The sequence below is a fragment of the Paenarthrobacter sp. NPDC057355 genome, from assembly GCF_042667405.1.
GTDB lineage: Bacteria > Actinomycetota > Actinomycetes > Actinomycetales > Micrococcaceae > Arthrobacter.
Genome location: NZ_JBHVAL010000034.1, coordinates 1 through 12,790 on the forward strand (window position 1 = coordinate 1; position 12,790 = coordinate 12,790).

The 12,790-nt window shown below is 59.5% G+C and carries 11 protein-coding genes and 1 pseudogene; 4 read left to right on the forward strand and 8 right to left on the reverse strand.

Annotation, left to right across the window (positions count from 1 at the left end; genetic code table 11):
* Positions 1–191: 191 nt before the first annotated feature.
* From ACFUOZ_RS20935 to ACFUOZ_RS20950, 4 genes are all read right to left on the reverse strand, one after another.
* Positions 192–485 (reverse strand): hypothetical protein, encoded by a 294-nt coding sequence (locus ACFUOZ_RS20935; protein WP_377551861.1) that lies wholly within the window; start codon positions 483–485, stop codon positions 192–194.
* A complete protein-coding gene (locus tag ACFUOZ_RS20940) occupies positions 473–1,261 on the reverse strand; it encodes a ParA family protein (RefSeq protein ID WP_377551863.1) in 789 nt (262 codons plus the stop codon). The genes ACFUOZ_RS20935 and ACFUOZ_RS20940 overlap by 13 nt, the downstream gene beginning before the upstream one ends.
* A gap of 761 nt (positions 1,262–2,022) precedes the next feature.
* A complete protein-coding gene (locus ACFUOZ_RS20945) occupies positions 2,023–3,801 on the reverse strand; it encodes a MarR family transcriptional regulator (RefSeq protein WP_377551881.1) in 1,779 nt (592 codons plus the stop codon).
* A gap of 232 nt (positions 3,802–4,033) precedes the next feature.
* Positions 4,034–4,354 (reverse strand): hypothetical protein, encoded by a 321-nt coding sequence (locus tag ACFUOZ_RS20950; protein WP_377551865.1) that lies wholly within the window; start codon positions 4,352–4,354, stop codon positions 4,034–4,036.
* A 107-nt stretch (positions 4,355–4,461) separates the two neighbouring features.
* On the opposite strand from ACFUOZ_RS20950, the gene ACFUOZ_RS20955 reads away from it, so the two are divergent.
* The 3 genes from ACFUOZ_RS20955 (at position 4,462) to ACFUOZ_RS20965 (ending at position 7,261) form a co-directional block, all read left to right on the forward strand.
* Entirely contained in the window at positions 4,462–5,304 is an 843-nt protein-coding gene (locus ACFUOZ_RS20955; RefSeq protein ID WP_377551867.1) for an oxygenase MpaB family protein, read from the forward strand.
* A 444-nt stretch (positions 5,305–5,748) separates the two neighbouring features.
* A complete protein-coding gene (locus ACFUOZ_RS20960) occupies positions 5,749–6,810 on the forward strand; it encodes a hypothetical protein (protein WP_377551869.1) in 1,062 nt (353 codons plus the stop codon).
* Between the two features lie 7 nt (positions 6,811–6,817).
* A complete protein-coding gene (locus ACFUOZ_RS20965; RefSeq protein ID WP_377551871.1) occupies positions 6,818–7,261 on the forward strand; it encodes a hypothetical protein in 444 nt (147 codons plus the stop codon).
* Positions 7,262–7,386: 125 nt separating this feature from the next.
* On the opposite strand, the gene ACFUOZ_RS20970 is transcribed toward ACFUOZ_RS20965, so the two are convergent.
* The gene (locus tag ACFUOZ_RS20970) at positions 7,387–7,662 is read right to left on the reverse strand and encodes a helix-turn-helix domain-containing protein (RefSeq protein ID WP_377551873.1); all 276 of its coding nucleotides are present in this window, start codon (positions 7,660–7,662) and stop codon (positions 7,387–7,389) included.
* A gap of 875 nt (positions 7,663–8,537) precedes the next feature.
* On the opposite strand from ACFUOZ_RS20970, the gene ACFUOZ_RS20975 reads away from it, so the two are divergent.
* Positions 8,538–9,320: a hypothetical protein gene (locus ACFUOZ_RS20975; RefSeq protein ID WP_377551875.1), complete on the forward strand. Its 783-nt coding sequence runs from the start codon at positions 8,538–8,540 to the stop codon at positions 9,318–9,320.
* A 311-nt stretch (positions 9,321–9,631) separates the two neighbouring features.
* Here ACFUOZ_RS20975 and ACFUOZ_RS20980 read toward each other — a convergent pair whose 3' ends face one another.
* The 3 genes and pseudogenes from ACFUOZ_RS20980 to ACFUOZ_RS20990 all read right to left on the reverse strand — a co-directional run.
* Positions 9,632–11,404: a GDSL-type esterase/lipase family protein gene (locus ACFUOZ_RS20980; RefSeq protein WP_377551877.1), complete on the reverse strand. Its 1,773-nt coding sequence runs from the start codon at positions 11,402–11,404 to the stop codon at positions 9,632–9,634.
* Complete coding sequence (locus tag ACFUOZ_RS20985) at positions 11,401–12,066, reverse strand: class F sortase (RefSeq protein ID WP_377551879.1); 666 nt, start codon at positions 12,064–12,066, stop codon at positions 11,401–11,403. Before ACFUOZ_RS20985 ends, ACFUOZ_RS20980 begins: the two co-directional genes overlap by 4 nt.
* A 71-nt stretch (positions 12,067–12,137) precedes the next feature.
* Positions 12,138–12,790, reverse strand: a pseudogene (locus ACFUOZ_RS20990) (hypothetical protein); the annotation flags it as partial.

Genomic DNA, 12,790 nt, shown 5'->3' on the forward strand with positions numbered 1-12,790 from the left:
GGCGCTGCCGGACCGCCCGGCGATAATGACCGCAGACCGCACGGGCCGGCATCAACAACACCGCCGCCACTTCATATTGTCTAGTCGTTGATGTTGCCCGCCTGTTCTGGCACAACATCCCCTAATGGGAGCGGCGGCCGCCAGCCCAGCGCTGGCGGCCGCCGTCAATATTGAGGCCGATCAACGGGCCGCTATTTACTTCCCCACCGGGAGATGATCGCCTCTTCGAGAGCCTGACGCTGAGTTATGCCTTCTTCTTCCACAGCTCTGTCCAGGATTTCCATGACGGACACGGAGATCCTGGGACCGATGGCAATCGTCGCTTCACGCTTTTTGCGGGCGACGGGATTGGACTGGGCGGCCGGCGCCGAGGGGGCCGTCCGTAAACTTGAAGGGGCGGTGTCCACGGGGTCCAGGCGCTCGTCCGGCGCCGGTTTCGGTCCACGCCTTTGAGGAAGTTCCGGACGGTCTTTCATCTCTGCCATCGAATGATGCTCCCTGCTAGTTCCTTGTAGGCCTCCACGACCGGGCTTCCCTTGCGGTAATTGCCGTACCACTCTTGTGTAAGGCGCATTTCCTGAACGATTGTCCGGTGCGGGACAAGGGGCGTGAGCAGCATGCCTGTGTCGCGCAACTGGTCAATGCTGTTGGCGGCGATGCGACTCATGATGGTCTCTTGCACCGCTCCCACGACGATTCCGGCCTCGGCAAGATTCGATGGCGCTCCGATGAGGTCCCTGGAGCGCTTGAAATGCTGCACTGATCGACGTGCCCCGGCGACTCCATCCACGCCATCGACCGTGGCCGTTGCTGCGTAGACGACAGTGTCAGCCGCATTGAGCGCGGCAAGCGTCAGTGGGCCACCTTGCCGGTTCGGGCAGTCAAGAATAACCAGGTCCGCGTCCACGCCGATAAGTGATGTCCTGAGACGTAGCTCAGCGTGATCGGCACGGTCAGCCTCGCGATTGGAGACGCTTCGGGAGGAGGGTATGACCTTAAGGTTCGGGAACCATGAACTGGTCAGAGCAAGGTCGTTAGCCCAACCTTCAGGGTTTTCATCACCCAGGATCGCCCCTACATGTTGCCAGTCTTCAGCAGGTTCCACACCTATCCACTTTGTAGCGGCCGCCCGAGGGTCCAGATCGATCAGAAGGACGTTTCGACCCTCCGCTGCCGCTGTTGCCGCCAATGACACGGCAGTGGTCGTCTTACTGGCACCGCCGGACTCGCTATAGGTCATCACCGTCTGGACCTTTGTCATAAGAGAATCCTATCTTTCCAGCTTGCTAGCTAGCAAGCACTCAAGCCTGCTATAAAGCTAGCTATCTATAGAGCTAGCTGTCAAGCTATCTTGCTAGCAAACCCCTATCTTGCTTGCTAGCAAGCAAGATAGGGGTTTGTGTTGGGCCGCCAGTCGGCAAATTAGAATCCTTTTGCTCGCGTCAGGATATCCTGACGTTTCCGGCAAAAGGGAGTGATCGGCGGTGGAACGGACAACACATAAGGGGTCGTTGGTCGCAACGGCGCCCGACGGTCGAAACTCTCTTGATCTTCGAGAAGGACTAGTGCTTGTCCAAGGCATCACCGGAAGACAGCAACGGCATCCGGATCGCCGAGACCACGAAATAGTTCCGGATGACGCCGTTACGGGTTGGCGCTCTCTTTGTTCCCGTGGGTGGGAGGGTCCATTGTGGCGGCGTGTCACCGATCGAGGGAAAGCCAGCCTGCTTCACCGCCGTGCATACGTGCCATTTTTAGGCGTTGCGTGTCCATCTGTTGACGTGGAGGCTGCAATACGGGACGAGTGGCTGGCTCATGCCGGACCGGCTAATGCAGTCGTAGAACTGGAAGCAGCCGCGGAAGCCCTGGCCCAAGCTCACGAAAACGTTAACCGCAAGGTACGACAAGCCAAGACAGCTGGCGTCTCTTGGGCACAGATTGGAATCGCTGTCCGCATGACGAAACAGTCTGCACACGAACGCTGGGGGCATCAGTAGTCTCGCCCCGCTGAACCTAGCCGGCTTAGGCGAAGGCGAGGTGGGACAAGGTCCACTCCTCGGGCGGTCCTTCGTACAGGTGCCAGGGGTAGTCGTCGTCAGGGGAGAGCAATTCGGCTGCGGTGTGGGCTCGTTTGGAGAGCCATTCGCGCCAAATGATGCGGTCTTGGACGTATTTCCTGAGCTGCCGTGCCACGGCTTCGAGGACGCCGAGCTGTTCGGCAAGTTCTTTCAAGGACGTGGTGGCCACGATTGTCCATTGCAGAGTCTTTGACCTGGTAACCAGGTTCCATGCAGCAAGGATCTCGAGAGCTTCCGTGACAGCTGTCCTGGACAACCTGGTAGTCCTAACCAAGTCAACGCTGCGTAGGGCAGCGGGGGAGTGCTCCAGGGCCTCGTAGACGAGTGCGGCAGGTATACCCAGTTCACGGAATACGGGGCGCAGAGCGTGGATCTTTCCCTTGCGCCAGGACATGTCCTCAGCTGCCGCTTTGATATCGTCCGGGATGGTCAGCATGTACAGATCCGCCTTAGTGCCCCGGCCTTGTTCGACAAGGGTAGCCAGGGCATCTTTTTCCGCTCGGATAGCTTTCAGATGCAGTTGAACGGTGGTGTGGTCCATGCCTGTGGCTACTGCGATTGAACGGCTGCCGAACTCCACGAAACGGGATGCACTCATGTGAGCTGCTTCCCCAAGGGCCCTAAGCACCATACGTCGGCCAAGGCCTTCACGGGACTCCTTATAGCGCTGCTCCCTGAATTGTAGGGCGTTACGCCAAGTCCTGATGAACCGGTGCTCAGCATCCGGATGCGAAGAAACAGAAACCCCTTGGATGCCCCCCGCCTGTGTAGGGGGCGCGCTTGTGGGGGATTTACGGGCATTGCTATCTGCTTGCTTATCGCCGTGGCTTTTTTGGATATAGCGGAGGGCTTTTACCCAGTCCCTTTGCAGGCTTTTGGATCTGTGCCCTGCGCGGTAGCGGGCGTAGAAGGACGCCAATCCTGGCCAGTTGCCCTGCAGGAGCCGGCGCTGGACGTCGGTGAGGGAAAGGCCGGCGGCCGCAGCCGCGACGAGCACGGCTTGGCGGGCCTCTGAGTCGGTGCCGTACCGGTTTGCGTCGTACAAGCCCGTGCGGGCCAACTGCTCCATCGCCCTAGACATCCGGCCCGGAGCCGTCGCGGCTGCGGTGTCAGCAGCTGTCGGTTGTGCGAAGGGTCGTTCAAGTCGTAGCGCTTTGACGGCGGCGATCTCCTCCGCAAGGTCCGCAGTCATGGCTTGCCAGATGGTGGAGGTGTTCGGCCGTTTCGCGACGTCATAGGCAAGGTTCAGGCTCATCGCGAGTTCTTGGTGGCCGCCGCTCCTGTGCCGGGCTCCCGGTGTGCGGATGCAGCCGTGGTGGAGGTTTTGATGCGGGGTCTTGTCCAGGCTCCGGTACTTGTTACCCAGAGCTTCGACAAGATCACGCGCGTCAGAGAACGTGACTCGTTCCTCTAAAGGGATGTATACATGGCGGCCGCCGTTGGGGGAGAAGTCCTCAATCCACCTCGCACCGCACCTGTGCAGCCAAGACTGTACCGCCCTGACGTCGGCCTCAACCCAGTCGATACCAGCAACGGAAGAGTCAAAGTCGAGGAAGATCGCCCTGCAGGTGCCGTCCTTCCCGAAAATCCGGACCGCAGCCGGAAAGGTTGGAAGTCCCTCGGTCAAGTCGCGCTCATACTTCTGTGGATACGACTTACCACCATCCCGGGAAAGACGCACCCTAGGTTGGCCTGCCAGCAAAGGCGCCAGCGCAGCCCACACAGCCGCAGGAGACGAGTCAGAACCGACACGCTGCGGGGCTGGACGCGCGGTTAGTGTTGACGGCGATAAAACAGCCGGTACGATAGACACCAGCAGCCTTTCTTTGGGAGGGTGCAACAAGGTCCACCCACTGGGTGGGTGTTGAATAAAAGTTCAGATCGGGTCCCGCCAAGAACAGGATCTGAACAAAGAAATTCTCGAAGCTACGGCCCGCGCAAGCGGGCCTCTTCGCTTAACTGGCCTTTGCGATAGGCAAAGCCTCCTGGTTCCGGAAGTCATCAAGGTCTATGGCGTCGAGATGTTCCGCAATGATGGGGGACAGATAGTCCACGCCGTTTGTGCCCAGCAGTTCGATTAACTCAACGAGCTTTTCTGCGCGTGGGATGTCGAGCTTCACGTCAAAACTGTGCCGCAGCCCCTTCGAGGGGCGTCCGCCGGAACTTCGCTTTTTGATCGCCATATTCCCAAGCATGGCAATATCGGCATTCGAAACACGCCATTGAGTCTCTCGGCGTGTCGCGTGAGGCGCGACAATAAGTGCTTCCACGGCCATTCCGTTCCATCTTCGAGTTAGTCCTGTACAAGTCTAGCCATGTCTAAAGGAATGGTTAAGCACGTGTGACTTGGTGGCCAGTCGTGGTCTGTTCAAGAATTGGCGATATGGACAACGAGCTCGCATCTTCCCCCGCCAGGATCCATGACCGGTATAGGCGTTTGGTGATGTTCGATCTCGCCGAGGAGTTTGAGTTGGGATTTTTCCTGTCCTACTACAGGAACTTCGCAATACCTCACCTCGCCGCAACTCTCGCCGGCACCGGGGAAATCGAGGCCCGCCCGGCCAAAAGATCCTTCGACACTGCCATTGTGATGTACGAGTTGATTGAGCATGGATTCGAGGGCGATCGCGGTCGGGCCATGGTCGATCTTCTTACCCGAGTGCACAAGGGCGTCCCTGGCTCGGGCGAAGATTTCCGCTACGTCCTCACCACCCTGCTAGTTGTTCCCATACGTTTCTGTGATGAGTTTGGGAGGCGCGCGACTACGGCAGAGGAAAAACAATCCGCAGTCGATTTCTACCAGGAACTTGCGTCACGAATGGGCATCGAGGGCCTCACTAATGTGTATGAAGACTCTGAAACCTTCCTCGATGGATATGAGATGCGCCATGCCCGCCGCAGCGACGCCGGCGATAAGCTGATGACCTCGACCATGGGGCTCTTCGCCGAACGGATGCCGCGGGTAGCCGAAAGGCTAATCCCGCAAGGCCTCGCTTTCATGATCGATGACCCCCGCGTTGCGTCCGCACTGAATCTTCCGAAGCCTTCAAGGCCACTTCATGGCATCCTGCGCGGCGCTTTGAAAGCTAGAGGGATGCAGTTAAGGAGGCGTCCGGCAAGAGTCACCTCACGATTCACTCCGGGCAAGGCTGGGAGTTCCGTCTACCCCGGGGGATACCAGCTCTCGGATTTGGGGCCAATCAATCATGCACCGCAAAGTAGATAAACCGAGTCGAGCCCGCCAGGCTGCCCGGCGCAAGCTGGCAGAACTTCAGTTGCCCAGAGACCTGACGATGGAAGTTCTGATAGGCATCGTCGAGAACATCCTTGGACTGAAAATCAGGCTGCGCGAACAGGTACCTGGCTGGGATCCGAAAACGACGGGGACAACGGTCGTAAAAGATGGGATTGCTCTAGTTTCTTACCCGCACGGCGCCACTCCGCATCGGAAGCGATATGTAATCTGCCATGAATTGGCCCACCTTGTGTTCGATCACAAGGGCAGTGAGGCTCCAATGACGAGCGAGACGATACCTACTCGCTTTGGGCCTGTCCTGGAACTCCTTAGCCCGGAGATGGTGTCAGCACAGATGCACAGGCGCTGCCTTCTCGATGGCCCTGATGAGTGGGAAGCAGAGGCTTTTGCGGACCTACTGTCGATCAGGCTTACGTGGACGACCGCCAGGAACAGGGGAGGGCCGGAGTCCTTCGGCTGGGTCTTCGGGTGAATGACGCGGCAGTAGCTGTCGCGTTGTGGTTTCTTGCGGCGATTCGAATCCCGACGATTCGAGATGTCTGGGCCAAACACGCATTCTTTGGGTCGGCTTTCGCGGCGGTGGCCTTCACTATGTACATCCCAGGCGTATACGAGGGCGTCGACCGCCTGCTGGGTGGCGGCAACCGGGTCGGGCTAGTTCTGTCTGAGTTGGTCATCGCATCGCTTTGGCAGATCTATGTCTCCCTCAGGCTGGCAACTGCTGAGCGGGGCGAAGACATTCCCCCGGATACTCTCATGTCGATCTCACTGAGCCGTATGTGCTGGCTTGTATGCGCCAGCACGATGTTCTTGACGAGCTTTTTTTGGGATGCCCCTGAATCGACTCGTTGGCTGATCAGTGTTTACGGCGCCCAGCTGCCGCTGTTGGTGTTCCAGGTGGCGGCGATTTCTTTTATAGCGGGCATAAGTGTGAGCGCGGTAGCTATCTGCTGGCCGCGGCGCCAAGAATTTGGCGGACTGTTCCGCGCTGGCTTCGCTGCGGTCGTGGTGGGCTTTGGTAGCGCAGGAGTGATAGTCGGGGGTCGCCTTGTGGGAAATTTCCTTCCTGTCGGCTCCCAACTGAAGTACCTGGTTGAATCCAGCTACGAGCTTGGGCAACAGATCGTGATTCTCCTTGTCTCCACAGGGTTGTCACTTCCACGCCTGACTGTTGTTGCGATGAGCGCTACGGCGTCGGTTAAATCTCTTGTCCTTGTGAGACGACTTCTTCCAACCTGGTCTAGAGTTGTGGCGCGCTGCGGAACAGCCTCGCTGGGGGCGCGACGAGATTCTTTGTTCTCCCGCTATCGCTGGAACGTACTCGCCAGGCTTCAGCGACGGGTTACAGAAATACGCGACGCATATGCTGTCTCCGACACGGCCAAGTGCTTCCTCTCGTCCGAGGAGCTTCAGCTCTTGGAACAAGCTGAGACACTGTTATACGGAACTCTAAACAAAAATGAGGTAACGGAGTGAACGAACAGTGTCTTTGAGGAACACGCCCTACAGTGAGCGGCGGCGGACCGAGCTTGCCCGACGCCTCCAGGTCCTGCTTGACACTGTCGTTGCAGAGGGCGGCCGGCCCTACGAGTTTAATGACATCCAGACAGCGCTAGCAAGCAAGGGCATCAAATTGTCGCGCGCCCGCTGGTACTACATGCGTGACGGTGACGGCCCGCTCGTCTCAGACGAAAACTTGTTGGGAGCACTCGCCGAATTCTTCGGTGTTCCACCCGCGTATTTGACCGACTCAAGCTCTGACCTTCCAGACCGAGTCGAGGCTCAATTGGAGCTCCTACGTTCAATGCGGCGGAACCAGGTCAAGTCGTTCGCCGCAAGGGCTCTCGGAGAGGTGTACAGTGCGGAAACCGTGAGGGCAATTGCTCAAATGATTGATGAGCAGCTCGGAGACGAAGACAACGCTTAGCCCTCTTCAGGTCTGCTAGAGTTAGACATGTCCAAGAACATGTCTAATGAAACGGACTATTTAGATGTGCCCCTCCGCAGAAGCGACTCCCTGGCCGCCGCCAGACCAAGTAGGGGGATGCCGGTTCACTTTCCGGACAGGAAGCGAACATAAGCCTCGAACTGCCGGCGGAGTTGCTCCTGGTCAATCCGATACAGGACCCGCCTGCCGCTCTGGGACGGACCCTGCTCTCCGTCATCCCTGACCAACCCCTCCGCAAGGAGGGTCCGCAGGTGAGCGTACACCTGGCGATAGTCCACATCTATTCGTTTCGCGATGCCGCCCGTCGTTTCCCCTCCCGGATGCTGTGACAAATCCCTAATGATGGCAGCTCGTAGACCGTTGACGTTGAATACGCTCATGGCCGATTGAACCTCGGGTGGCAGGTCAGGTGGGAGTCTATAGATGCGCGGCACTGGTTAATTCTCACCCATCATCACCTTTCCCGTACTTCCTCACTTTGATGCAAGAATGCTAGCATCACTTTAAAGATGTTGCTTGCAGCTTATTCAGGGACTATCTGCCGTCGGCAAGAGAGGTTAGCTGTGAATCCTCGATATTCTTCATGTCTCCCCTCAGCCGAGGCAGAGGCTCCCACCAGGTCCCATGAGCTCCGGACCCATCTGAACCAATGGTGCGCCGGAGGGTCCAGCGTCGATGAGATCGCTGGGAAGATCGTGGCGCTGTATGAGCCGTTTCGAACCATGAAGCCACTGGGAGCGCGCAAAGACGCGTGGAAGACATACCTCGCTGCAGAGAAGCTACGGGTCAAAGATCTGGAGCCGCAGCCCGGGCACAAGGAGGTTCGCCGTTTGGCGGGCGTCTTGGTTGCGTCAGGGATGGATCAGCTGGCGGCAAGCCTGGTGCTCGGGGTGTCGCAGATGTCGGTCTCTCGATATGTGCAGGCATCCGCGCGGTCAGGGCAGCCCACAACGGCGCCCTTACCTTTGCCTTCCCGCAGCGTTGGGGCCGTGTCTCGGCGTGAAACCGCCGAACGTGTAGTCGGTGATTTGGTTCGGAAGGCCTCGGAGGCGCCGTTGGTTCCGTCAGACGCTCTTACGTTGGTCGTCACCTCATCGGCGCACGTCAAAGAGTACGTTGGAGAGTTTGTATCCGGCCTTAGCGACGGTACGCAATTGACTGACCAGGGCGAGGCGCTCCTGCTGCAGGCAGTGAGGGAACTGGAGTCTTTGGCCGGCGTTCTTAGGCGAACAAGCGGTCAGCGATGCGTGAAGGTATGAAGAGCACCGATACGGCCGCCGTTCCTGGGGCAGCCGACACGGCCTTTCTGGCTCTGGTCGAATCAGCGCGCGAAAATTGCTGGGTTGGGCCGGAGGCGGAACATCTTCTCAATTACGTGCTGCCGGCGTTGGCTCGGCCTCTGGTGGGGGAGTTTCCGGATCTCTTACCCGATGAGGTGTTGTCTTGGGTGTGGGAGGTATCGAAGCGCCCTTCGTTGGCGTCAACGCAGCACCCTCGCGCGTGGGTGGTCAAGGGGGTTCGGAAAGAGCTAATTTCCTTGGTCCGTGCGCAGCGCGACGGCGTCGCGCCCGAGAGAATCTCCGCGAAGGGGTGGTGGAAGGAGCGGGTAGCTTTTGTGGGCGATTCTGCGGGTCTGATGATTACTGGTCCTAAAGCTGATGAACATCTGAGCGCTATCGCAGCCACAGTGTCACCGGCGGAGCCTGCTACAGACGAAGGCATGGCGTCGTCGGTGTGGGAGGACTTTCGGGATCTTCTGGTCCGTCTGCAGTGGCCTTTCGATGTGGCCTCACGTGCTGTGCTGGTTTTGGAAATGGAAACCAATCACAATTCCGCGAACCGGGAACTGGGTTTCCTTCCGTGGGGGTACGCCACGGCTTTGGTTCGCTTTGCCTTTGCCAAGCCAGGGTTTCTCTGGGCAAGGCTTCACCGGATAAACATCGATCGGGCAGTTCTTTTGGCGGCCACCGATACTGATCTTTTGCAGGGGCTTGTGTGGACTTCCAAGCCCTCAGCTGCAGAGTCCGCATCGGGCTAGGAACCGAGCAGCATAGCTTGTGCAAAGAAGGGTGGGCCGCGCCGTTACTGGCGCGGCCCACCTTTCATCGTTTAAGGCGTGCTGAGATCCTCGCCCAGAGCCCCGGGCGTCGGGGGCTATGCCTGGTCTCTGCATCTGCGGTGCAATCAGGGCAGGGCCCGTCGGGGAATTCGCCCATCTGTTTCCAGATCCATCCGTCGAGGCAGTAGTTGTTGGTGCAGTCTGGTTTTTTCAAGTTTTGTTCATTCCCGGGCAGTTTTCCTCACACGCTCTGAGGTGCCTCGTTTGTTCGTGTAGTGGTCGTTTGGGTGTCAGTGGCTGAGCGCTGCCTTAAGCAAGGGCAGGTACGATGCTGTGACCTTGTTATGGCCCGCTTGGGTGAGGTGGACATTGTCGTGAAAGTCGGGGTCGGCGCCTGCAGTTGAAGCCATGCCGGTCACGGAAATGGTTTGCAGGCCTCGGGCTTTGGCTGCGTTGACGATCAGGGCGTCTACTTGGCGGCGGCGGGTGTGGCTGGCGTCGTTCCTGGACATGACGCCATTGACGATGATTTTTGTGTGCGGATACTTGCGGGCCAGCTCATCCCAGGTGTTCTTGGCGGCCTCCAGGATTGCTGCGTCGCTGGCCCCGGTGGTGGCGTCGTTGCCCCCTAGGGTGAGAATGATCGCACCTGGTCGTCCTTGTGGGAGCAAAACCCGGTCGTTCATCAGGGCTTGTTCGGCGTTTCCGCCTGCGTAGATGTTGCCGCTGGTGTAGCCGAGTCCGCCGAAGACGTGCTCGATCTGGTGGGTCAGTCCTAGTTTCTGGGCGGCTTGTTCTGCCCAGGAGTCGATGCCTGGTCCTGCCAGTTGTGAGTCTCCGAGGAAGACCACTGTCGAAGCGTCAACTGGTTCGGCTGAGTAGAGTTCGGCCGTGGCAAAGTCCCAGATGACTTCGCGGTGTTGGAACTGCACGCGTGCTCCGCGGCGGTCTTGCCATTCGTCCGTTAGGGCCCATCCGAACTGGCCGGGGTTGGCGGCCCATTTCTGGTAGATGCCGTGTCCGAGGACTCGTGCGCCGATGCCCGGGCCCCAAGTGATGTCTCCCTTGGCGAAGGACTGCACATAGCCCCCGGCGAACGGGGTTTTGTTGCCGGTGGGGTAGCCAAGTTCACCTTCTGCTCCTCCGCCTGCGACGAAGCGGTTCTGGAATTCCCCGCTCGTGGTCATGTAGGTACCGGTGGCGGGGGAGTGGAACACGGTACCGTGTTCAAATCGCTGGAACACGCCTTCACCTGCACGGGTTTCCTCCGACGTGGGGTAGCCCAAGGGGCCGGCTTCTCGCCCCATCTGTGCCCACAAAGCCCCAATGGCGCCCCAGACGCTGTGTGGGCCGGTGGCCGGTGAGAAATAGATCCAGCCGTGTTCGAAGACTTGGAAGATCCCGCCGTTGCGCCAGCCTCCGATTTCGTCGGAGATGGGGTTGCCATGGGGGCTGTCTTTGCCGCCTGATTCGCGCCAGCGGTCTCCGATGGCTCCTTGGGCCGGATGCGCTCCTTGGGCCTTAGTCCAGGCCATGGACCCTCGTTCGAACTCCTGGATGGTCTTGCCCTGGGCGGTACGGGTTTCATCACGGACAGCCCAGCCAAGCAAGCCCGGGTTCGTTGACCATTTGCGGTAGGTGTCGTGCCCGACGACCTTGGCTCCGATGCCTGGTCCCCACATGACGTCGGCGTTGGCAAAGCCTTGGACCCATCCGCCGGCGAAAGGCCGCTTGCTGGTGGTTGGGAATCCCAGTTCGCCGGTGGCACCTCCACCTGAGAGGAATCTGGCTTGAATATCGCCGTTGCTCGTGGGGTGTGCCCCCCAGGTCGGGGAGTTGTAGATGGTTCCATTTTCGAATCTTTGATAAACGCCGGGACCCACAGGGATTTCCCCGCTGGTGGGTGCCCCTAACCAGTTGCGGACTTCGGCGTTGCTGTAATACAGCTGCCCGATGGACCCGGACGGTCGATAGTCCTTGGAATTGGCCGTGGCCGGGGTTGCTGCAGCTGCACCGAAGAGGGCGGTGGCCAGAATGAGCGAGGCCAGCTTGGCGGGTTTCATGGCGTTCCTTCTGCCGGGATGGCTGTGACGACGATGTTGTGGGTGAAGGCGGGTTTTCCGTTGACGGTTTCGACGGGGCCTCCGCAGGTGACCAGGTGCAGGACGCGTTCCCCGTCGAGAGCGAAGAGTTCGGGCGGGAGGCTCTGTTGCGGGTAGAGCTGCAGAGACGTCACCGCGAAACGGTGTGCTGTCCCGGTGCTGTCAGTGACTTTGATGAGGTCCCCTGCGTGGAGGCGGGCTATGGCCGACATCGGCGCCCAGGAGGCGTCCGGATAGTTCACGTGCGCGGCGATAACCGTTGCCCCGGCAGAAGCGTCCAAGGGTGCTGAGTCCTGGTACACCGCGGCCAGGTTCGGATCCGGTAGCTCGATTGATCCTTCAGCTCCCCGTGCGCCATTGACCAAGGACAGGTGAAGTCCCACCCCCGGGGCTGCAATTTGGTCCGGCCCCATCACGGTCTCCGTTCCAGAATGCGGGGAGGGGGTCGACTTGCTGGTGATGTTGTTTGGGGCGAAAGGTTCTGGGTTGAGCATCTGGATTTCGGCTGTGGACGGACCTTGATGTCCGCTCTCGGCTGGTACGGCCTGGATGCCCATGACCGCTGCACCGCCGAGGAAGATCAGCGAGGAAATTCCTAACGCGAGGTTCTTTTTGTTTTGCATGGTCGCTCCTGGTGTGGGTGTGACAAAGGCGGCCACCCAAGGGGGTTGGGCGGCCGCCTTCCTATCGCTGGTTACTGCTCGGAGGGCGCATCCGAGGTAGCTGCCAGCGGCTTACGGGACCGCCATGCTTTGATTCCGAACAGGGCACCGAGCACGGCAAGAACGCCTGCTCCGATGCCCATGCCGGTCTGCATGGTGGTGTCGCCCTCACCGGCCGGTGCGAATCCGGCGAGGATGGTTGCGGGCTTGTTGGGTGTGATCTGCTTGACCGGGGCAGGTGTCGGGGCCGAGGGAAGTTCAACGGCGTCTTCATCGGTCACGTCAGGACCAGTACCCGGAGTGCCGGTGATGTCGGCGCTGTTCTTCACGAGACCGGTTGCTGCTTCGGCTTCGGTGACCTTGTAGGTCCCGGACGCGTAGGTGACGGATTCGCCCGGTGCCAGGGTGGCCGTGAAGTCAGCTGGGGCGTGGATCTGAACGCCGGCGTCGGTGAGCTTCTGGTCAGAGAGCTTGATGTTGTGGAGCGTGACGTTGCCGGTGTTGGCGCCCACGAATTCATAGCTCACTTTTTCGCCGGCGTCAGCGTCCCCGTCACCGTTGCTGTCCTCGAGGTGTTGGAGTTTCTTCAGCTCGATGGCCGGTTTCTGGTCGGGGGCTACATCGGCGTCGTCGGTGTCCTTGACCGGAGTCTTGTTCTTATCGACGCCAATGCCGGTCAGGTCCG